At 48.8% G+C, this 20,745-nt stretch carries 27 protein-coding genes, 1 pseudogene and 1 other annotated feature; of the genes and pseudogenes, 5 read left to right on the top strand and 23 right to left on the bottom strand.

Features of this window, described 5'->3' with window-relative positions:
* Nucleotides 1-26: 26 nt before the first annotated feature.
* A complete protein-coding gene (locus tag H8S80_RS13545) occupies nt 27-413 on the bottom strand; it encodes a hypothetical protein (RefSeq protein WP_002601713.1) in 387 nt (128 codons plus the stop codon).
* Between H8S80_RS13545 and H8S80_RS13540 the strand changes: the two genes are divergently transcribed.
* Complete coding sequence (locus H8S80_RS13540; protein WP_157386176.1) at nt 412-555, top strand: hypothetical protein; 144 nt, start codon at nt 412-414, stop codon at nt 553-555. The genes H8S80_RS13545 and H8S80_RS13540 overlap by 2 nt on opposite strands.
* Here the strand turns inward: H8S80_RS13540 and H8S80_RS13535 are convergent, their stop codons facing one another.
* On the bottom strand, nt 556-1,275 hold the full coding sequence (locus H8S80_RS13535; RefSeq protein WP_025530879.1) for a polysaccharide deacetylase family protein: 720 nt from the start codon (nt 1,273-1,275) through the stop codon (nt 556-558). It lies immediately after the preceding gene.
* Nucleotides 1,276-1,458: 183 nt separating this feature from the next.
* Here H8S80_RS13535 and H8S80_RS13530 point away from each other — a divergent pair, with 183 nt between their 5' ends.
* Entirely contained in the window at nt 1,459-2,058 is a 600-nt protein-coding gene (locus H8S80_RS13530) for a cytidylate kinase-like family protein (protein WP_117631263.1), read from the top strand.
* 109 nt (nt 2,059-2,167) lie between these two features.
* Here H8S80_RS13530 and H8S80_RS13525 read toward each other — a convergent pair whose 3' ends face one another.
* Nucleotides 2,168-2,362 carry a hypothetical protein gene (locus H8S80_RS13525; RefSeq protein WP_025530878.1) on the bottom strand — a complete coding sequence of 65 codons (195 nt, stop codon included), beginning with the start codon at nt 2,360-2,362 and terminating at the stop codon, nt 2,168-2,170.
* Between the two features lie 540 nt (nt 2,363-2,902).
* Between H8S80_RS13525 and H8S80_RS34260 the strand changes: the two genes are divergently transcribed.
* Both H8S80_RS34260 and H8S80_RS34255 read left to right on the top strand, forming a co-directional pair.
* Nucleotides 2,903-3,403 carry an acyltransferase family protein gene (locus H8S80_RS34260; protein WP_243272819.1) on the top strand — a complete coding sequence of 167 codons (501 nt, stop codon included), beginning with the start codon at nt 2,903-2,905 and terminating at the stop codon, nt 3,401-3,403.
* 21 nt (nt 3,404-3,424) lie between these two features.
* Nucleotides 3,425-3,718 (top strand): hypothetical protein, encoded by a 294-nt coding sequence (locus tag H8S80_RS34255; RefSeq protein WP_243272815.1) that lies wholly within the window; start codon nt 3,425-3,427, stop codon nt 3,716-3,718.
* A gap of 49 nt (nt 3,719-3,767) precedes the next feature.
* On the opposite strand, the gene H8S80_RS13515 is transcribed toward H8S80_RS34255, so the two are convergent.
* The 18 genes and pseudogenes from H8S80_RS13515 to H8S80_RS13435 form a co-directional block, all read right to left on the bottom strand.
* Nucleotides 3,768-4,454 carry a response regulator gene (locus H8S80_RS13515; protein WP_117631261.1) on the bottom strand — a complete coding sequence of 229 codons (687 nt, stop codon included), beginning with the start codon at nt 4,452-4,454 and terminating at the stop codon, nt 3,768-3,770.
* Nucleotides 4,447-5,937 carry a sensor histidine kinase gene (locus H8S80_RS13510; RefSeq protein ID WP_025530877.1) on the bottom strand — a complete coding sequence of 497 codons (1,491 nt, stop codon included), beginning with the start codon at nt 5,935-5,937 and terminating at the stop codon, nt 4,447-4,449. Before H8S80_RS13510 ends, H8S80_RS13515 begins: the two co-directional genes overlap by 8 nt.
* The gene (locus H8S80_RS34625; protein WP_347565837.1) at nt 5,934-6,611 is read right to left on the bottom strand and encodes a potassium transporter TrkG; all 678 of its coding nucleotides are present in this window, start codon (nt 6,609-6,611) and stop codon (nt 5,934-5,936) included. The genes H8S80_RS13510 and H8S80_RS34625 overlap by 4 nt, the downstream gene beginning before the upstream one ends.
* A 142-nt stretch (nt 6,612-6,753) precedes the next feature.
* A pseudogene (locus H8S80_RS34620) lies at nt 6,754-7,239 on the bottom strand (potassium transporter TrkG); the annotation flags it as partial.
* 271 nt (nt 7,240-7,510) lie between these two features.
* The gene (locus H8S80_RS13500; RefSeq protein WP_002601721.1) at nt 7,511-8,188 is read right to left on the bottom strand and encodes a potassium channel family protein; all 678 of its coding nucleotides are present in this window, start codon (nt 8,186-8,188) and stop codon (nt 7,511-7,513) included.
* Nucleotides 8,185-8,625 (bottom strand): potassium channel family protein, encoded by a 441-nt coding sequence (locus H8S80_RS13495; RefSeq protein ID WP_002601722.1) that lies wholly within the window; start codon nt 8,623-8,625, stop codon nt 8,185-8,187. The genes H8S80_RS13500 and H8S80_RS13495 overlap by 4 nt, the downstream gene beginning before the upstream one ends.
* A gap of 213 nt (nt 8,626-8,838) precedes the next feature.
* Entirely contained in the window at nt 8,839-9,042 is a 204-nt protein-coding gene (locus tag H8S80_RS13490; RefSeq protein WP_002601723.1) for a cold-shock protein, read from the bottom strand.
* A gap of 242 nt (nt 9,043-9,284) precedes the next feature.
* Entirely contained in the window at nt 9,285-9,659 is a 375-nt protein-coding gene (gene rplL, locus H8S80_RS13485) for a 50S ribosomal protein L7/L12 (protein ID WP_002601724.1), read from the bottom strand.
* A 120-nt stretch (nt 9,660-9,779) separates the two neighbouring features.
* Nucleotides 9,780-10,283 carry a 50S ribosomal protein L10 gene (gene rplJ / locus H8S80_RS13480; protein ID WP_002601725.1) on the bottom strand — a complete coding sequence of 168 codons (504 nt, stop codon included), beginning with the start codon at nt 10,281-10,283 and terminating at the stop codon, nt 9,780-9,782.
* Between the two features lie 119 nt (nt 10,284-10,402).
* Nucleotides 10,403-10,545, bottom strand: a sequence feature (ribosomal protein L10 leader region).
* Between the two features lie 41 nt (nt 10,546-10,586).
* On the bottom strand, nt 10,587-11,282 hold the full coding sequence (gene rplA, locus H8S80_RS13475) for a 50S ribosomal protein L1 (RefSeq protein ID WP_002601726.1): 696 nt from the start codon (nt 11,280-11,282) through the stop codon (nt 10,587-10,589).
* A gap of 163 nt (nt 11,283-11,445) precedes the next feature.
* Nucleotides 11,446-11,871: a 50S ribosomal protein L11 gene (gene rplK, locus H8S80_RS13470; RefSeq protein ID WP_002601727.1), complete on the bottom strand. Its 426-nt coding sequence runs from the start codon at nt 11,869-11,871 to the stop codon at nt 11,446-11,448.
* An 84-nt stretch (nt 11,872-11,955) separates the two neighbouring features.
* On the bottom strand, nt 11,956-12,474 hold the full coding sequence (nusG, locus tag H8S80_RS13465; RefSeq protein WP_002601728.1) for a transcription termination/antitermination protein NusG: 519 nt from the start codon (nt 12,472-12,474) through the stop codon (nt 11,956-11,958).
* A 23-nt stretch (nt 12,475-12,497) separates the two neighbouring features.
* Nucleotides 12,498-12,701: a preprotein translocase subunit SecE gene (gene secE / locus H8S80_RS13460; protein WP_002601729.1), complete on the bottom strand. Its 204-nt coding sequence runs from the start codon at nt 12,699-12,701 to the stop codon at nt 12,498-12,500.
* 27 nt (nt 12,702-12,728) lie between these two features.
* Nucleotides 12,729-12,878 (bottom strand): 50S ribosomal protein L33, encoded by a 150-nt coding sequence (rpmG, locus tag H8S80_RS13455; RefSeq protein WP_080552267.1) that lies wholly within the window; start codon nt 12,876-12,878, stop codon nt 12,729-12,731.
* A gap of 370 nt (nt 12,879-13,248) precedes the next feature.
* Entirely contained in the window at nt 13,249-15,147 is a 1,899-nt protein-coding gene (locus H8S80_RS13450) for a DUF5107 domain-containing protein (protein ID WP_243010351.1), read from the bottom strand.
* 69 nt (nt 15,148-15,216) lie between these two features.
* Entirely contained in the window at nt 15,217-16,086 is an 870-nt protein-coding gene (locus H8S80_RS13445) for a carbohydrate ABC transporter permease (protein WP_002601731.1), read from the bottom strand.
* Nucleotides 16,087-16,099: 13 nt separating this feature from the next.
* Nucleotides 16,100-17,044: a carbohydrate ABC transporter permease gene (locus tag H8S80_RS13440; protein ID WP_002601732.1), complete on the bottom strand. Its 945-nt coding sequence runs from the start codon at nt 17,042-17,044 to the stop codon at nt 16,100-16,102.
* A gap of 105 nt (nt 17,045-17,149) precedes the next feature.
* Nucleotides 17,150-18,493 carry an ABC transporter substrate-binding protein gene (locus tag H8S80_RS13435; protein ID WP_002601733.1) on the bottom strand — a complete coding sequence of 448 codons (1,344 nt, stop codon included), beginning with the start codon at nt 18,491-18,493 and terminating at the stop codon, nt 17,150-17,152.
* A gap of 270 nt (nt 18,494-18,763) precedes the next feature.
* Here H8S80_RS13435 and H8S80_RS13430 point away from each other — a divergent pair, with 270 nt between their 5' ends.
* Nucleotides 18,764-18,934: a hypothetical protein gene (locus H8S80_RS13430; protein WP_002601734.1), complete on the top strand. Its 171-nt coding sequence runs from the start codon at nt 18,764-18,766 to the stop codon at nt 18,932-18,934.
* 15 nt (nt 18,935-18,949) lie between these two features.
* Here H8S80_RS13430 and H8S80_RS13425 read toward each other — a convergent pair whose 3' ends face one another.
* Nucleotides 18,950-19,291, bottom strand: coding sequence for a helix-turn-helix domain-containing protein (locus H8S80_RS13425; protein ID WP_002601735.1), 342 nt, complete (start codon nt 19,289-19,291; stop codon nt 18,950-18,952).
* A gap of 97 nt (nt 19,292-19,388) precedes the next feature.
* Complete coding sequence (gene glmM / locus H8S80_RS13420) at nt 19,389-20,744, bottom strand: phosphoglucosamine mutase (RefSeq protein WP_117631253.1); 1,356 nt, start codon at nt 20,742-20,744, stop codon at nt 19,389-19,391.
* Nucleotide 20,745: the final 1 nt, after the last annotated feature.

The raw sequence follows: 20,745 nt of genomic DNA, 5'->3' as shown, positions 1-20,745 counted from the left end.
GTCTGCTCCATACCGCCTCAACAGGCTCAGAGAAGAAAAATCAGTGCAATCGCAAGATATGCAGGAAACATGCGCCGGTTGGCGGCAAAATAGCAGAGTACAAAAAAAGCGGAAAGAATCAGGCTGAACAGCGCCGTTTCCCAATCCTTCGTCAGTCCATGAAGCATTCCCCAGGTCAGCGCACAGAAAATCCCTCCCCACGGTATCAGAGAGGTCCGCCTGACAGGAAAAAGAGACTCTCCCGCCTCCTGTCCAAAGACAATGATAAAAAGAATCAGCGCGGATTCAAGAAGATAATAAAGGTGCTGAAGCAGAAATACGGAAATCCCTGCCCTCCCATATGTTCTTAGGAAGTACCTGAGTTCTGACAATGGTTTTAAATGCAGCCTCATTTCCTCTGCATCAAACGACATGAATAGAATACCGGCAGCCATGCTCTATCTGTATCGTCTGAAAAAAGAGATCGTAAAACAGAATCAGGATATTCAGCTGATCCGCCGTCTAACCCTTGAAAAAGGAAACAGCACACATGGCGGCTTCAGGGAACGCAGCTGATCAATCCACCAGAAGCTCCTCCACTGTGACAAAAGTATACCCCTGCTTCTCCAAAGTATCGACGACCTCCAGCGCCGCCTGCACCGAAGTCGGGAATACGTCGTGCATAAGTATGATATCCCCGGGTTCTACATTCTTCACGATTTTCCTCACAACTTTGTTTGTATTCTGCAGCTTCCAGTCAAGAGGATCCACCGACCACAGCACCACCGTCATATCGGTTGCGCACTCCAGCTCCTCATTCCACGATCCGTACGGAGGCCGCAGATATTCCGGCCTCTGGCCTGTGATCTCTTCGATTTTCCGGTTGGTTTCCCCGATCTGCCCGCAGGCATTTTCCAGTGTCTCCTTGCTCATCTGTACATGGGTAAACCCATGATTTCCGATCAGATGGCCGTCCTCCTTCATCTGGCGGATCACCCCTTCTTTTCCGTCAATATTTTCTCCCAGAAGAAAAAACGTGGCATGTACGCCCCGCTCTCTGAGTCCATCCAGCAGCTGGCTGGTATAGACGGAATGAGGGCCGTCATCGAAGGTAAGTGCGATCTGTTTCTCCCCGGAAAACTGGCGCCGCACCTCACTCTGCGCCGAATCCCCGGCGTCAGCCGGAAGAAAGAGAGTCCCCTTCGTTTCCTGATAAAAGCCATACATGCTTCTTCCCAGCGCGATATCCAGTGCAAGGACAGCAAACAGGCATAAAATTTTCCATCTCAGTTTCATTTCGATCTCTGGCTTTCTCACTATTATTAAACAATCTATGCACAGACGAAAGAAAATAAAACCGGTTTGTTTTCGTAATTTTTCTATCTTTTTCCCCTAAAATACGATATAATAGGGATATAAACCTGTTATTGTTGCATAATTTCATACGCACATGAAATTCTTTTGAAAGGAGAGGATGTTATGGGGCATAAAATTATTACCATCGGCCGTCAGTTCGGCAGCGGCGGACACGAAATCGGCGACAGGCTGTCCAAATCTCTTGGCATTCCGCTGTATGACCGGAATTTAGTGGAGATGGCAGCCGATAAAATGGGGCTTTCAGAAATCAGTGTTGAAGAAGTGGATGAATCTGTTTTAAACACATTTTTGTCAGCCTACCGCTATCCGGACCATGTCAATTCTTTCACCGGCTATGGCCTTCCTTTAAATGACAGCACCTATTTAACGCAGTCATCCATCATCGAAAGCCTGGCAAAGCGCGGGCCCTGTATCATCGTCGGCCGGTGCGCGGACTACGTTCTCCGTCAGAATTCCGGCTGTCTGAATATCTTCATCAGCGCGTCCATGGAGGACCGCGTCAAACGGATTATGGACCGCTACAACCTGACGGAAAAAGAGGCGGCCACCGCGATTAAGCGGACAGACCGGAGAAGAAAGAATTACTATGAGACGTATACCGATCAGAACTGGGGCAGCACCGATTCCCACCAGCTGCTGATCAACGTCAGCAAGCTCGGTATGGAACGAACGCTGGGACTGATTGAATACCTTTATAAATAGCCATAATAACCTTATAATAAACTACAGGAGCGATATGCTTTCTCGAAGGAGAAACGGCATATCGCTCCTGAATTTTGTTCTTCCTGACGTTCCGGCATCCATACTACCTCTATATCATACCAACAAAGTGGTAAAACAGCCATATCACGCTCCCGCCAATCAAGGCGATTCCGCCAACTGCTGCAATGAGAAACAACGCAACCGCCGTCTGAAAAATCAGCAGGCAGAGCAGCGGATGCTTCTTTTCCAGTTTATCCACCATTTTTTTCACAAGGTTCCTATTTATTAAAAGGACTTCCATCATCGCAATCCCCTCCTCTTCTGCTTTCATTATAATGCAGGGCGATTTAAAGATTCTACGGTTGAGATTGCGGCTTTCATAAACATTCTATAAACGATTGACTTGTTCCGCTTTCCTGGGATATGATTAGAGTAATAACTTTTTACAGTGGAGGTCTTGACTGTTGCAGACGAAATATCTGATTTTGATTCTGGGGCTTTTGATTGTTATTCTGGCTCATAGTGACCGCGGCAGAAAGGCCGGCGGATCCGGCCGCTATATAAAGAGTATTCTGGGGATTGAAAACGGGAGCGGGAGACGTATCAAGGGATACGATTACATTCGTGTTCTGGCCGTTATCGCCGTCATCGGGACCCATGTCGTTCAGTCCGATACACAGCTTTCTGCAGGCAGTCCCGGATGGATCGGCCTGCGCATCGCGGAGACCGCATTTCTGACCTGCAACGTGCTGTTTGTCATGCTCAGCGGGGCGCTGCTGCTGAACCGCGGGAAGAACCTGTCGCGTCCTTTTATAGGAAACGGGTCTTTCGGGTCGTCATTCCCATGGCGGTCTACTATATGTTCTACCTCTATATGGGACTCTATCATTCCGGGCTGTTTAATCCGGCAAACTGGCTTGACGCGGGAAGGCGTTTTCTTTCCGGCCCCTCGGACTGGAACCCGCATTTCTGGCTGATGTATGTTATCATCTCCTTCTATCTCACCGCACCGTTTTTCAGAGTCATGGTGCAGAACATGTCCGACCGCCTTCTGACGTCATTTGTCTTTTTGACCTTTGTCATGAACGGCGCGCTTGCCTGGCTTCCGTTGGCTGGAATCCAGTTCAGTTTCGTAACCGTCCTATGCGGTTGGGAATCCGTGTTTGTATTCGGATATTTCTGGACGAGACCAGTCTCTAAACGCTTTTTTAAGCCTTTTATGGCCCTCGGGGCAGTGTCCTTTGTCTTCACCGCTGCCGCCTCCTGCATCGCTCCTGACGGGGCTGAAATGCTGTTTAACAAGGCTCCTACGATGCTCTTCATGGCAGGCGGCATTTTTGCATGATTTTCTGAGAGGGAGGACCATTTGAAAATGCCGGGGATGGCCGTCAGAGTAATCGGAAAGTATGGATTTTCCATTCTACTGATTCACTGGTACATTCTGCATTACGTCACCGAGGAACGGCTCGGCCTCTTCGCCTCCTCCTTTGGGGTTATCGGCGGCACCGCGCTCGCCATGGCCGTGACGCTGATCCTTTCCCTTCTGGCTGCTCTGGTGTTTGACAATACCGTTGTCATTGCCGTGGAATACGTCTGCGAAGCTGCGCTCAAATGGTTAGAAAAGATATGGAAAAGGCTGACCCGTCGGTCAGCCTCATAGTTTACATAAATTCAAATCGGCCAGTTTTCACTGCATCGGCCATTTCTTTTTACGACTCCACAAACCGGTATCCCACCCCGACTTCCGTCAGGATAAACCGCGGCTTCGTGGAATCTTCCTCTATCTTCCGCCGGATATTCGCCATGAATACGCGGAGGGACTGGTAATCATCCGTCGTGTCGTAGCCCCATACCTCCTGCTGTATGAAATGGTGAGTCAGCACTTTCCCGGAATTGTTTACCAGAAGCGTCAGCATCTTATATTCGATCGGAGTCAAATGCACCTCGCCGTCTCTGACAAAGACTTTTCTCTTCTCGAAATCCATCTTGAAGGTATCCAGCTCGAAGACCGGCTCCTGCTTGGGGGCGTTGCTGCGGTGGCGCAGTGCGACCCGGATTCTGGCAAGAAGTTCACCGGCGTTAAACGGCTTGGTGATATAATCGTCGGCTCCGGCGTCCAGCGCGCCTACCTTCTCCTGCTCCATGCCCCTCGCGGAAACTACGATGACCGGCACATCGGATTCCTGACGAATCTGGTCCAGCACCTCCATCCCATCCAGGTCCGGAAGCCCTAAATCCAGCAGGATCAAGTCCGGATTGTTGGCGTAAAAGCAGGAAATACCAGTCAGGCCGTCGTCGGCCAAATCACACCGGTATCCCTTCGTCTTCAGTGTTATTCTTATAAAGTTCTGAATTGTCTTGTCGTCTTCTATTACCAGGATATCTGCATCATTCATTCTGTCTTACCTCCATCGGCATGTCAATCTGGAACGTGGCTCCCCCCTTGTCGTTGTTAAACGCCGTGATACGGCCTCCGTGGGCTTCCACGATGGCCTTGCAGATGGTGAGCCCCAAACCGACTCCCCGCTGCTTATCTCCGTTTTCATACGCAGTTGTAAAAAAATTATCAAAAATCTGGTCCAGCCGTTCCTGCGGCACCCCGATCCCATTGTCGGATACCTTAAAAACAAGGAAACTTCCGTTCACTTTGGCGGATACGGTAATGGTGGTATCCTTACCGGAGTGACGGATCGCATTGTCGATTAAATTCACCAGGACCTGGGTGAAGAGCCTGGCGTCTACCGGCAGCAGCACGATGTCGTGGGGCGTGGACGTCTTTAACTGGTGATCCCCCAGCCGCTTGGATACCAGCGTGACGGCGCTCGATATCAGGTCATCGACCACCTCTTTTTTCTTCTGTATCTCCAGACGCCCTTCCTGAATTCTCGTCATATTGAGCAGGTTCTCCACCATGGAATTCAGCCATTCCGCATCGGTGCAGATGTCGTTTAGCATGCTCTTTGCCGTCTCCTCGTCGAGCCCGTTGTAATTGTCATACAGGAAATTGGAGATTCCGGCGATTCCGGTCAGCGGAGTCCTTAAATCATGGGAAATACTGCGCAGCAGAGTGCTCTTCAGCCTTTCCTTCTCAATCTGGATCTTGGTATCCTCCTTCTCCTCATTCAGCCTCTCCCGCTCCATCACCAGGGTAATCTGGGAAATAACGGTGTCCACATAAATCCGCTCTTCCGTCTCCAGCTCACTCTCGCTGCAGTCAAAGATTACGACGCCGTACGTTTTATTGTTGCTGCGGATCGGCACGTATAGAGAGGGATTTTCACCGAACTGGGACTCCCCGTGGCCGCAGACCATGGAATTGCGGTAACACCACTCCGCTATGGTATCGGCAAACTCCTCGTTATCCCGGTTTCGAATCAGAATATCCACGTGTCTGGCCGTCAGCTTCTTCAGACTTTCACTGCTGTATCTGGCTACGGCCGGAAGACCGGACAGATTTAAGAATCCGCTTCCGATGGCATTCAGCCTGGAGGTGATCTCCGTCCTGGTGTTAGCGATGTCCATCTGCTTCTGCAGTTTAACCGTCAGCGACGCCACGATAAATGCAACAATGATAAAGATCAGCAGCGAGATCACGTAGTTGGGATCATCCACCTGAAAGGTGAATTTCGGGGCGGTAAACAGGAAGTTAAAGGTGAACACAAATACCACCGCCGAACCGATTCCCCAGCACATGCTGCTGGTCTCCACACTGCAGATCACGACGCCTACCACATAGAGCAGAAGCAGGTTCTCAATCCGGACCCCCATATGGTTGAGCACGATGGCAAACATGGTGGACAGCACCCATATGACGGCTACTTTTGCAGCATTTTTTACTATTTTTAAGACATATCCCGCATCTGCGGCTTCATTTCTCATGATTCAATCCTTTTCCCGTTTCTTTTTCCGCTTGTACCTGCCTGAAAGCGTTTCTCACGCAGGAACTTCTTTCCGTCTGATGCCATTCTGACTACAGCGATAAGAACCACGTAGATCTCCAGCCGCCCCATGAACATACCGGTTATGGCGGTCCAGTGAATCACCGGACTGGCTCCATACGCCGTAATTCCCACGGACAGCCCTACCGTTCCCAGCGATGACGCAAACTCAAACATGGAATCCTGCAGGGAGTAACCGTAACAGCAGAATATAAATGTCCCCGCGCCAAACAGCAGGAGATAGAAAAATACAAACGCGTTGATCTGTTTTCTTTCCCGGTCCGTGACCGCATCCTTCCGCCCGCCCCGGTTAATCTGCTCTGTAAATACCACCCGGTCCGGATACGTATCCCGCACCAGCTTCCACCAGATTTCCTTCAGCATAACATAAACACGGTAAATCTTCAAGCCGCCCGCCGTGGAGCCGGCTCCGCCTCCTATTAGCATTAGAAGGATCATAAGAAACATCATGGCCGGCGTCCAGGAGGCGAAGGAGTCCACCGTCTGAAACCCGGTCGTCGTCAGCGCGGAAACCGCCTGAAACAAAGCCGCCCGAATGCTTTCCGGCACATTGCCGTACACGCTGTTCGTCAAAAGAACCGTCAGAAGAGGCACAAAGAGAGCCAGCAAAAACAGCCAGCAAAAACAGCATGAGCCTTGTCTCGCAGTGCGAAAAGAACGCCCTCCATTTTCCCTTCAGGAGAAGCAGATGAACGAAAAAATTCGTGCCTCCCAGCAGCATAAGCACGATTGTGACCATCTCGATCGCGGGGCTGTGATAATATCCGATGCTCTCCGGCCTCGTGGAAAAACCGCCGGTGGAAAGCGCTGCCACGGCGTGATTAATTGCGTCGAAGAGGCTCATTCCAAACAGCACATACAGTAGTGTTCCAGCCAGAATATAGCCGCTGTAAATCCCTATGACCAGCCTGGCGGATTCGATTAAATTGGGGAGCAGACGGTCTGAATGGCCTTCCGCGTGATACAGACGCATCCCATAGACATCGGACAGAACCGACGTCATGACCAACACCAGCCCGATCCCTCCGAAGAACAGCAACACGGTCCGGTGAATCAGAAAAATACGCGGCGCCGTACCCGTATTGACCACAGTCAGACCTGTGGTGCTGAGTCCGCTGGTAGTCTCAAACACGGCCTGCGTCACCGTGTAATTTCCCGTAAGAACGAAAGGCATGGCCGTCACAAATATAACGATGATCCAGGTTCCCAGCACCACGATCATCTCCTGATTCTTTTCCAGCCTTCCGGCCTTTCTGCCCCGCAGGACAAGGCTCATTAAGTATCCGGCCAGAATAGCGGAGACTCCGGGCGCCACAAAGTACTGCGCCTGCCCGATTTCCTCCGGATAAAAGAAAAGGGTAAACAAAGGCAGCATCGTGATGATCCCTGCCAGAATCATCACGATTCCCATATAACCGGCAATGAGGCGACCGCCTTTCAGCGTGCGCCGGTCGTCCTGGTATTTTGCGCCAAATGTTTCCCATATCATCTTGTCACTTTTCATTTTCTTCACTGCCTATGATCGCTTTTACCGCCTCTTTTTGACTCTCAGGCGTCGTCATGACGACCAGACGGTCCCCCGCCATGATCTTGCTCTGCCCGTTGGGCACCGTCACCTCGGCGTCCCTGATGATGCAGCTGATAATGGTGTTAAAAGGCAGCCGCATATCGGCAATCTTCCGTCCCACCGCCGGGCAGTCGGACATCACTCTGATCTCATTCACCAGAACCCTCTGGTTCTCCAGCGGCATAACCTTGACCAGATCTTCCACCACAGAAGCCTGTTCAATATAATGGGCCAGCATATAGGTAGCGCTGATGGCCCGGTCCACGCCCAGCAGCTCAAAGATTTCCACATTTTTCGGATTTCTTACGGTACAGACGGTCTTTTTCACGGCAAACAGGCGCTTTGCCATCTGGCAAATCTCCAGGTTATCCGCGTCCTTCTCCCGCAGCGCGATCACAATATCGCATCCGCGGATTCCGGCGTCTTCCATCACATACTCCTTGCAGGGATCGCCGTAGATCACGGATATATCATCGTGAACCGCTGCGAGATGCTCACAGTAATTCATATCCTCATTGACCGTAATCAGTTTATGTTTTCCCATTAACAAAAGTCCGATCAGGAAATCAGCCTCGTCCCTGCCTCCTGCCACTACGATTTTCATGAGACCACCGCCTCCTGATACTCGCCTTCTGTCAGACGGTCAAACTCATTGACCGACAGCACAAACGGGCAGATTGGCTTCACATTAAAACCGCTCAGCAGCTTTTCTTTATTTTTATCATTGAGCCGTGAAAATACCTCCGGCACCTTAAATATCCGGCATGCGATCTGGGATGCCAGAATATTAATATTATCATCATCCGTAGCCGCGATAAATACCTCCGCGCTCTCAATTCCAGCCTGTTTTAATAAATCCACGTCGGTTCCGTCGCCTACAATCTGATACCCTCCAAAATCATCCGGTAATTTTCGGAATGCATCTTCATTTAAATCAATAACCACAATTCTTGTATTACGCCCTGAAAGTTTACCTGCCAATCCCGCGCCAAATCTGCTCGCCCCTGCGATGATGATTGTTTTCGTTTTATGAAAAAACATACTGGCACCTCCTTTTTCTATCTAAAGCATAAAACAGCGTATTTTTACAGTTTTATTGTAGCGGATGGCATTATAAAAATGATAGTGGGAATCAATGCAGACATATAAAGATTCTATAAAGATGGGATCCAGGAATAAAGAGTTAAAAAAAGACCACTGTCCCGCAAGAGACAGCAGCCTTTTCATTCTGGTTTTATTCAGCAAAAACAGTGATTATGCTAAGCAAACGTTAACTGCCTGCAAACCACGGTTTCCTTCGGTTGTATCATAAGTTACCTTCTGGCCCTCTTCAAGAGTCTTGTAGCCATCAGCCATGATTCCGGAAAAGTGTACGAATACTTCTTCGCCAGTCTCGTCGTTTGTGATAAAACCATAACCCTTTGCTCCATTAAACCATTTTACTGTACCGTTGTTCATAACGCGTACCTCCTATAAAAATAAAAAAATTATTTGATTTATCTCATGAAACAAAAATCACATATTTTTGTAAAGCATCATCCGAAAATAATGACTTACAAAAATATGTGAAATCATAACCTCATTCGATAATACGGGTGTAGTTTACACCTTTTTTCATAAATTGTCAAGACTATTACAGCATTTTCCCTAAAAAAACCCCCGAGTCTGCAAAACAGATTCGGGGGAAAGAAGAGTCTAAATTACTTTAATGTAACTTTTGCACCCTCAGCCTCTAAGGAAGCCTTGATCTGCTCAGCTTCTTCCTTGGAAGCGCCAGCCTTAACTACCTTCGGAGCGCTGTCAACTACGTCTTTAGCTTCTTTTAAGCCTAAGCCTGTAGCTTCACGAACAACCTTGATAACTTTAACCTTGTTAGGACCAACTTCAGTTAATTCAACGTCGAACTCTGTCTTCTCTTCTTCAGCTGCTGCGCCAGCGCCTGCTGCTGCTACAACAACACCTGCTGCTGCGGATACACCGAATTCTTCTTCACAAGCTTTTACTAAATCATTTAATTCTAATACGGATAATTCTTTGATAGCTTCAATAAACTCAGCTGTTGTTAACTTTGCCATGATAATATACCTCCATTTAATATATGTTTGATTTTTTGTAAGAAAGTTCAGCTTCCCGTGGTCGCTGAACGGCTGATTATCTAAATTCAGCCTGCGCGCCGCTTGTCTTCGTTAAGAAAATTAAGCCTCTGCGCTTTCGCCGCCCTGTGCTTCTGCGATCTGCTTGAGCACGCGAGCAAAGTTGGTGATCGGAGACTGGATGCTTCCAAGTAACTTTCCAAGAAGAACTTCTCTGGAAGGAATGCTGGAAATCTGAGCCATGCCCTTTTCATCGTAATATACGCCTTCAACAACGCCGCCCTTAATCTCTAATGCCGGAGCTGTCTTGGCAAACTCAGCAAGGATTCTTGCCGGAGCTGTCGCGTCTGTCTTGGATACAGCTAATGCTGTAGGTCCTTCCAGATTCGGCTCCAGAGCCTCGAATGCTGTGCCCTTTGCTGCAAAACGGATCATTGTATTCTTGTATACTTTGTAACCAACGCCTGCTTCTCTTAACTTCTTACGCAGTTCAGTATCCTGAGCTACAGTTAAGCCACGGTAGTCAACAACTACTGCGGTCTCAGCGCCATCAAGTAATTCCTTGATCTCGTCTACAACTGGCTGTTTTAATTCAACTTTTGCCATTATGGTTTACCTCCTGTTTAGTCTAAACCTGGCCGATCATCCGGCCGGTCCGCCCGTATAAACCGCAAAAAGAATATCTCTGTCCTGACGGAGCGCTTTTATCTCACTGGACTTTCGTCCCCGTAAAACAAAAACCTCTCTGCCATAAGGACAGAGAGGTCTACAGATCATTCGTTAAAACGATACTTGTACGTTCCTCGGCAGGCGTTTACACCTTATGCCTTGCGGCACCTGCTGTCTTCGGCAGTCAATACTTTGCGTATTGTAACATGATTTATGATTAATGTCAACCACAAAACAAAATTAGTTCATTAATTTTGCTACGTTCAGCTTTACGCCAGGCCCCATGGTAGAAGTCAGAGTAACGCTCTTTAAGTAAGCACCCTTAACAGCACTTGGTTTTGCTTTCATGATTGCATCGATAAGCGTCTGGAAGTTGTCCGCTAATTTATCTTCTTCGAAAGAAGCTTTTCCAACTGGCACGTGGATAATGTTTGTTTTATCAAGTCTATACTCAACTTTACCGGCTTTGATATCGTTGATAGCCTTCGTTACGTCCATGGTAACTGTACCAGCTTTTGGGTTTGGCATTAAGCCCTTCGGTCCGAGTACACGTCCCAGACGTCCAACAACACCCATCATATCTGGTGTAGCAACAACTACATCAAAGTCTAACCAGCCTTCGTTCTGGATCTTCGGAATTAATTCCTCTGCTCCAACGAAATCAGCGCCTGCAGCTAAAGCCTCGTCAGCCTTAGGTCCCTTAGCGAATACTAAGATTCTTACAGTCTTACCTGTACCATGAGGCAGTACAACTGCACCACGGATCTGCTGATCTGCGTGACGTCCGTCACAACCGGTTCTGATATGAGCTTCAATTGTTTCATCAAATTTAGCACTTGCAGCTTTCTTAACTAATGAGATTGCTTCCGGTGCATCGTAGAGAACAGAACGATCGATTGTCTTCGCTGCCTCTGCGTATCTTTTTCCTCTTTTCATTATAAATAACCTCCTAGTGGTATTGTCGGGGATGTCCCTCCCACGTTTTTAATTCCTGCTGATTCACGGGTATGTTCACTGGGCTAAGCGCGGAAGAACCGGGCCAAGCTTTGTGAACGGCGTCTTCACTAAACTCGAAAGGATCTCGTTAAGTGTTCACAGCCTATTCAGCTACCTGAATTCCCATGCTTCTTGCCGTACCAGCAATCATGCTCATGGCTGCTTCCAGAGATGCTGCGTTTAAGTCAGGCATCTTTGTCTCGGCAATCTTCTGTAAATCTTCTTTGGAGATAGTCGCTACTTTTGTCTTGTTCGGAGCCGCAGATCCGGATTTAAGCTTGCATGCTTTCTTTAATAATACAGCTGCAGGCGGAGTCTTTGTGATGAAGCTGAAGCTTCTGTCAGCATAAACAGTGATAACAACCGGGATGATTAAGTCGCCCTGGTCAGCTGTTCTTGCGTTGAACTCCTTTGTAAACTGTACAATGTTAACACCATGCTGTCCGAGTGCCGGTCCGACAGGAGGAGCTGGTGTAGCCTTTCCCGCTGGAATCTGCAGTTTGATATATCCTGTTACTTTCTTTGCCATAATTAGGCACCTCCTAATAAATGTGGTATTGTCGGGGATTTCCCTCCCACGAGCCCTCTGAAACCAAAAGGCCGCTTTTACTTGTTACATCTTTTTAATTTCGTTGAAATTCAGTTCAACCGGGGTCTCTCGGCCAAACATCTCAACATTAATCGTGATGGATTTCTTACCTTCGTTGATGGACTTGATAGCACCAACGGTATCCTTCCATGCACCGGAAATTACCACAACGGTATCTCCAACCTCAAAATCAACAATGACTTCCTCGTTATTTCTGAATCCTAAGCTCGCCATCTCATCTTCTGTCAGAGGAACCGGTTTCGATCCAGGACCAACAAAGCCTGTCACACCACGGGTATTACGCACCACATACCATGTATCATCATTCATGATCATATGGATCAGTACGTAGCCGGGGAACATCTTCTTATCGGCCTTTTTCTCCACACCATTCTTCAGTTCGATAACGGATTCCAGCGGAACTGACACTTCCAGGATCTGATCCTGTAAGTTTCTGTTTTCAATGGTTTTCTCAATGTCGACTTTTACTTTGTTCTCATAGCCTGAGTAGGTATGGACTACATACCAATGTGCTTCTGACATACACTCACCTTAACCCTTAATCATTATAAGATAAAACTGAGACCGAACTTGATGATTAAATCAAGAATGGCGATAATCAGTCCTAAAGCAATCGATACAGCCAGTACTGCAATTGTCTGCTTCGTTACGGTTTCTTGGTCAGGCCAGACGATTTTCTTGAACTCAGTCTTCAAACCCTGGAAGAAATTCTTCTTCTGAGCTCCCTCGTTGTTCACTGTATCTCCCATAATTTCACGTCCTTTACGTCAAACCGATTACTTAGTTTCCTTGTGCAAAGTATGTGTCTTACAGAATCTACAATACTTTTTGGTTTCCATTCTGTCAGGATGAGTCTTCTTATCCTTGGTCATGTTATAGTTACGCTGCTTGCATTCTGTACATGCCAGTGTGATCTTTGTGCGCACGACTTCCACCTCCACTTAAATTTTCGTTGTTGTTATTCGGCCATTCTTCTATTATCAGGTTCTCACGCCCTGCGCTGCCGCAAAACGTAATTTTGAGCATAAAAAAAAGACCTAAGCTCTTCCATTCGCCCAATTACTATATCATATGGGTCAGGATTCGTCAATCTTTTTTTGCGAAAAACTATTGATTTATAAAGTTTTTTAAGTATACCACGAAGAGAAAAAAATTGCAAGCAGGAAAAACAGCTTTGCCAGGAAACGACAAAAGGAGCCGCTGCTTTCGACTCCTTCCGCATTTTTCGACCGGACTGTAACTGTAGGCGCTCTCTTCCCTGCATATGTCCGCGTCTTCTTCCCAGCAAATCACCGCTCAGCTTTGCCGGCCCTCAGCGTTAAAATCAAACACGTGTGGCACTTCTTCCTCCGGCATATGTAAAGCCCTTCGCAGCTCCCGCCAGAGGCATACGATAGAGTTCTCGCCCTCCCGCAGATCGGCCACCACCAGGCCTCCCTCCGCTGTCAGAAGCGCATACGCCTCTTTATATCTGCCGGTCTGATAGAGCGCCGTAATATATTCCAGCACGACACGTGACTCGGAGGCCACGTTCTCCGGAAGCTGCTCATAGACCCGGATCAGCGCATCATACCCGCCGCATCTGGCCAGAACCCGGAAACCTTCCTTAACATAGGAAAGATCTCCCGCCCGCTCCATCAGTCCCATTTCCATCCCGGACACGGCTCTTTCGTACTCCCGGCCTTCCAGACAGAGCAGTGAGGCCAGACCGTAACGGCTCCAGGCGTTTTCCTTCTGGCGGATGCTTTCACAAAAGCACGACTCCGCCTCCCTGTTTTTCCCGCGGGCCATGTGATTTAATGCAAGGTGGTATAACAGGTGCCAATCCGCTGAAACCGTACTTTGGGTTTGATTCGCCTGATCTCTCAGCCTCTCGTACCAGAAGTCATCCGCCATGCAGTCGGCAGGCATGTCAGCCGGATCCGCTGACGGAAAATGGCCGGTTTCCAGAAAAATCCGCCATGGAGTCTGGCGCTCATCCTCACTGGAAAAATCCAGATGAGGAGAAAGCGGTTCTTCCCCTCTGCGTACACGGCAGGCATTTTCCAAGTCTGCGTAACCGCTGCCGCGGTAAACCACCTCGCCTGGCTTCATGGCCCATCCATGGCTGTCCCTCAGCGTTTTTTCCAGCGTCTCCCCTTCTTTCTCACGCACCATGGCCGTCAGACCTTCCCGTTCTTCCTCAAAAGAGTCGCTGCGCCCGCTTAAAGTCACGGCGCCATACCGTTCCAGCCACTCCCACGCGGTGTGGGGCGCCATTGGAATACAGCCGTACTGCGTCTTTCCAAGCCCGGCCTGAATCTCCACATAACGGCCGGCTTCCTCCGTGAGATATTCCTGCCAGCGCGCGGAAGCGCTGTTATTGCCCCAGGTAAAGAGCTTACGCCCCCGCAGGCGGCGTGTGGAATACTGAAGAAGCCCATAGCCGTCCGGAGCCACATTTGCAATATAGCGCGGGGCCTCCTCCGGGATATTGAAGAAATAATCCACCTGCCCGGGAATATTTTGGTAATATGAGATATCGACGCCATCCACCACCGGAACCGGCACTTTATAGACGCTTCCTCCGCCGCTGCTGTAGGCGCTCTCCGCCGGCACAATCACACGGCCGCCTTCGTATTCCGGAACCGCCATATTGCTCCACCAGTACATGGGCGTCACGTCCGGATTATGATTCACCACGCGCATGCGGCAGTTTAGGAAGGCGCCGCCCTCATCCAGCCAGAAATCCATCTGATAGACCATTCTGCGCACCCGCTCGTATTCATACATGCGCAGCACCGGCATACCGCTGTCATTCTTCAGCCTCGCGGTAAAGAGCGGTTCCATGGTCAGAGGCGTATGGCCGATGAGACCGATGTTCCATTCCACGCCGCCTGAGAACCAGGCGTCACGCAGCGCCAGATTACTGGGGCGTATCACATCATTGGTATAAAGCAGCTCGCGCCCCGCCTTTAAATCGGTAAGCCGCCACAGGCGTCCGCCGAATTCAGGCAGAAACACGGCCCTTAAAAATTCATTCTCAAGGACTGCGGTCTTCACCGGATGAATGCCGCATTCCCGCGTATAGCAGGTATAATCCCGGTACGGATAACTATTCGTAAGCATCCCGTAGGCTTCGTATATCTCATCGTCCTCGTCTAAGTAAAACGCTGTCTTGTTCTGCATATTTTCCATGCCTGTCAAGTTGGGCACCGAGGCCTCCGGCCCTTTGGGCGCAGTTTTCATATATGCAGTTTCAAATGTCAATGTCGGATGCATAGGCTACCCCTTGATCGCTCCGCCTGTTACGCCTGCGATAATCTTGTCTGACAGGAACAGATAGAGCAGGAAGGTCGGCGCAAATACGATGACGACGGCCGCAAACATTCCGCCGTAATCATTTGTATACTGCATACCTTTTACCATATTATAAAGACCTACGGCAATCGGGCGTACGTTCTGCTTGCTTGCAAACAGCATGGACATGAAAAATTCATTCCAGATGGCGATAAAATTGAAAATCGTCACGGTAATAATACCGGGCTGCGCCAGCGGAAACATGATCTTCCAGAAAGTCTGGATGGGGGAACAGCCGTCGATGGCCGCGGCTTCCTCAAAGGTGTAGGACAGATTTGAGAAAAACGCCAGCAGGAAGAAAATGCTGAATGGCACATTCATGGCGATATAGAGGAACATAATGAGTCCCCGTGTGTTCGTAAGCTTTAATGATGTAATAATGGAAAAAAGAGGCATTACAATCATGATAACCGGAATGCCTAACGCTGTCGCAAACAGATTCTGCAGAATCATGTTGCCTCTGAATTTAAAACGCGACAGAGCGTACGCGGCGGGCGCCGCTACCAGGATAATCATGGTACAGGAAATCGCCGTATAGATCAGGGAGTTTACAAAGAACACGCTTATCTTCTGTGATTTCCATGCATTGGTATAGTTTTCAAAATGAAATCCGCTGGCGAATTTAAATAATTCTCCGCTTAAAATCTCACGGCTGGTGGAAAAGGAAGCCAGTATAACCCAGCCGATCAACAGGATCGTAAATATAAGCCAGACCACGCACATGATATATCCGGGCAGTTTGGGAACTTCTCTCTTGATACTCACTCTCGGCTTTATTTCTTTTTGTTTTGCCATGCTATCTACCTCCCTACAGATCCGCGTCATCATTTTTAATGATGAGTGTGGTTAAGCTGAATACCGCAACTACAATGACTGCCATCATAACACCGATTGCGGCGCCCACGCCGGAATCACGTACTGCCTGGACCGCATTGGACGCACCGAAAACAAGCTCATACATATAGTTCAGCGGCATTACCGTCTGCTCGGATAAGTTGACCGGATCGAATACCTGGCCCCAGATAAAGAAGCCGACACTCGATACCGTCCACATAACGAGGTTGGTCCGAATGGAACCGCGGAGCAGAGGAAGCGTAATATACCAGAATTTTTTGAATACATTGGCGCCTTCTATGGAAGCGGCCTCGTAATAATCTGCGCTGATCCGTTCAATACCGCTCATAAAAATCAGCATATGGTATCCTACCATACCGAAGCAGTAGGCAATCAGCATGCTCCAGAATTTGTGGTGGGGATCCGTCCACATGACATTGCTGCCGCCAAACCATCCGATGATGGTGTTGAGCAGGCCGTAGCTCTCTTTACTGAGCGCATAATACAGCCACATGGTACCCATAGCAACTGCGGAAACCAGGTTTGGCAGATAAATCACGCTTCGGAAAAACTTTTTTCCTTTCATACCGTTTGTGAGGGCTACTGCAAACACCAGCGCCAGAGCCATAACGGCGATACCGCCGACCAGCCACAGTCTTCCCAGGTTCATCATAGCCGTCTGGAACATATTGTTGTTAAAAGATTTCACATAGTTGGTAAAACCGCTGAACTGCCATGTGGAAACCGGATCTGTCACACCTTCTACCTTGCAGAAGCTCATGATAAAGGTGCGCATCGTCGGATACAGAAATACAATTAAGTACAGCAGCACAGCAGGTGTCAGGAACATTACCAGCATGGGAGTGGTGTTCCGGCGCAACGGGCTGCCGCCTTTTTTTGCCGTTTTTTGCTTTGCCATAAGAGTCGCCCTCCATTTTCCATAGAACACATTTTTCTATTGAAATAAAAAGGGGGCGGCGGCAGTGGCGCCACCGCCCCTTTGTCTATCAGTCTGTTAAAGCGATCATGAACCCTTCTGAATCTTAGCAAATGCATCCGCAAACTGCTGTGCGTTGACACTGCCGCTGATCATCATAGCCATGTTAGTCTTAATAGCCGCGTTGACATTGGTATCATTTTCCATTCCTACTGCCCAGTTCAGTCTGTGTGTCGTAGAATCCAGAACTGCCTTGGCATCTGCAAGTGCTGCCGGCCATGTAGCATTGTTGTCCATCGGAACACCCATACTGGCATCAGCAAGCTTCTGATCCCATTCGCCGCTTGTCAGCCACTGAATCAGGGCAAATGCAGCGTTCGGATACTTGGTATCTTTGTTGATTGCGAAACACTGTGCACCGTACTGGTTGGATTCTGCTCCGTCACCGCCTTCAGCGATCTGCGGAAGTGAGAATGCGCCCCACTTGAAGTCTTCCGGTGTCTGGTTCTTTACTTCGTTTGGAAGCCAGCTTCCGTTTAAGTACATGGCAACACTGCCGTCAGCGATATTGCTCTGGCCCTGCGGATATACGTTGCCTGCTGCACGTGGATCTATGTAGCCCTTTGTTGTCAGTTCTTCCAGAACCTGTGCCGTCTTTAAGACTGCTTCGTTGCTGAAGTCGCCTGCGGCAACTGCCTCGGTTGTATCAGAACCAGCGACACGGTCCATAAGGAAACCGAACAGACATGCCATATAAGCGTCATCAACGGTCATCGGAATCACGCCTGCTCCCTTAAGTGCTTCACAGTCGGCAAGGAATTCGTCCCACGTAGTCGGAACCGCTGTAATACCGGCTTTTGTGAAGGCATCCTTATTATAGAACATAATAAATGTGGATGGCTGATAAGGAACACTCTTTAAGGTGCCGCCGCCCTGCTGCTTGGCTAATTCGATCAGAGTGGCATTCTGTGCGCCGTTTAACGGAGAAGCATCATACATACTCTGAATATCCAGAAGATATTTTCCCCAGGTACCGTTTACACGTTCGATATCTTCGTCAAAGACATCAACGGTCTCTCCTGCGGACAGTGCCGGCTCCAGAGTCTTACGTGTGTCACGGGAGCCTGCCCAGTTAATCTCTACTTCTATACCGGTAGATTTGACGAAAGCGTCAACAGCCTCGGAGATCGCCTGGCCCTGCGGCTCAGTCTCTGCCCACATTGGCCAGTAAACCAGTTTGGCTCCATCTTCAATTGTACCTGCAGCAGCGGCTGTCTCTGCCGGAGCAGCCTCTGATCCTTCCGGAGCTTTGGTCTCTGCCGAAGCCTGTGTGGTGGGTGCCTGTGTCTCTGCCGTCTTGGTGCTTCCACATCCTGCAAGAGCAGATGCAACCATCGCAGACGCCAGAACTAAACTCAGTATTTTTTTCATGTAAAAAACCCTCCTTTTTCAAATATGTTTATAGTATACACCTTTTTTTGTATATTTCAACGAAAAAAGAAATTTTTTCCACAAATATTCCACAACGGATTTCATTTTTACATATTCTATTTTATGCAACCTTACCATAGCGTTTTATTTCTCCTCAATACCGTCTTTTTTCCTATATATGAATATCCTGGCCTTTTATGCATAAATAAGGAAGGGCTGGAGTACACTGGTATTAGATATGGAATGGAAAGAATAAAAGGAGGAAAAAACATGGTAGACCGTTGTGTATGCTGCGGCGCAATCGTTCCCGAAGGTACGGAGGTCTGTATCAACTGCCGTCACCAATATTTGGATACTGAGAATGGACAGACTGTGTCATGTCCGGATCACTCCATTTCCCGGGCGCAAAATCTGAAGAGGCAGGAAACTCCCGGCCATTAGCAATAAGATACGATTTTATTTTTTCCCCGACTCCCTGAGGCAAAGGTAAAATTTCATCATTTCAATGGCCTCCTTCTGCGTCTTTTCATCGTATTTTTTCAGGATTCGGTAGGCCAGGTCCGGATTATCGATCTGTTCTTCTCCCGCCTGACCGAATAAAATATAATCCACCGAGAGGTCGAGATAATGCGATAAATCCAAAAGTGTCTCTATGGACATGCCGCAGGTTCCCCGTTCAATATCGCCGTAATAGTGAACGGCCCTGCCTATTTTTCCGGCCACCTCCGCACTCGTCATTCCCAGTTCCTTCCGCCTTTGTCTGATTCTTTTTGCAGCTCCGGCGCGGTCGTATACCATTTCAACTCCTCCTTTGTTTCCCCCAATAAAAAATGATCCGGCGGTAGAAACCGCCGGTGTTTTTTGTTTGTGTGATTGATGTTGTTTGTATTTTCTGTTATTCTGCCTGATACCCTCTGTCAATGATGGTATGCAGTATCGTATTCACGTAAGCGTCACACGTCTCTATCTGATCCGCCTCAACCATGATCCGGAGTACCGGCTCTGTTCCGCTTTCACGTACCAGAATGCGTCCTTCCTCGCCCAGTTTCTCTTCCACTATGGCAATCGCATTTTTAACTGCCTCGTCATTTCTGGCGGCAGCCTTGTCCCTGACACGGATATTTTTCAATACCTGTGGATAAACCGTAAACGGTTCGGCCAGTTTGCTGAGCGTCATTTTCTTCTCCAGCATCACTTCCATCATCTTTATGGCAGTCAGAATTCCGTCCCCTGTGGCGGCATATTTCCGGAAAATAATGTGGCCGGACTGTTCCCCGCCGAGCCGGTAGCCGTTCGCTTCCATATTTTCATATACGTACTTGTCTCCGACTGCGGTCTTTTCATATTCGATTCCGGCTGCGTCAAACGCCTTGTAGAGGCCGAAGTTGGACATTATGGTGGTGACCACCTTGTTTCCCGCCAGCTTACCCCGCTCCTTCATGTAGCAGCCATAGATGTATAATATTGCGTCTCCATCTACAACATTTCCATGTTCATCTACACAGAGGCAGCGGTCGGCATCCCCATCGAAGGCAAATCCCACATCCAGGCCGTTTTCCATGACATGCTTTTGCAGGGCCTCAATATGGGTGGAACCGCAGCCCTGATTGATATTAATGCCATCGGGATTGTTATGTATCACATATGTCCGCGCCCCCAATGTGTCAAAGACGTTCTTGGCAATCATCCATGCGCTGCCGTTGGCGCAGTCCAGGCCAACCTTTAATCCCTCATAAGAGCGGGTGGCCAGCGATATCAGATAGCCGATATAGCGGTTCCGCCCGATGGCGTAATCGACAGTTCTGCCGATCTTCTCTCCTTTTGCAAACGGGATCTCTCCAGTAATGCCATCCAGATACGCTTCTACCTTCAGAATTGTATCTTCCTCCATCTTTTCGCCGTAGTAATTGATCAATTTGATACCATTATCATAATACGGGTTGTGGCTTGCTGAAATCATGATGCCGCAGTCGAAGTCCTCCGTTCTCACTACGTACGATACGCTGGGTGTTGTCGTGACATGGAGAAGACAGGCGTCCGCCCCCGAGGCCGTAAGCCCCGCAGCCAGGGCGTACTCAAACATATAGGAGGAACGCCTCGTATCCTTGCCTATTACAACCTTTGCGCGTCCGTCCGCGCGTTTTAATCCATAGTACCAGCCGATAAAACGACCTGTTTTGTATGCGTGTTCTGCGGTCAGAGTTTCGTTGGCTTCGCCGCGGAAACCGTCGGTGCCGAAGTATTTTGACATG

The organism is Hungatella sp. L36, from assembly GCF_014288035.1.
This window is presented reverse-complemented; position numbering and strand designations above follow the sequence as displayed.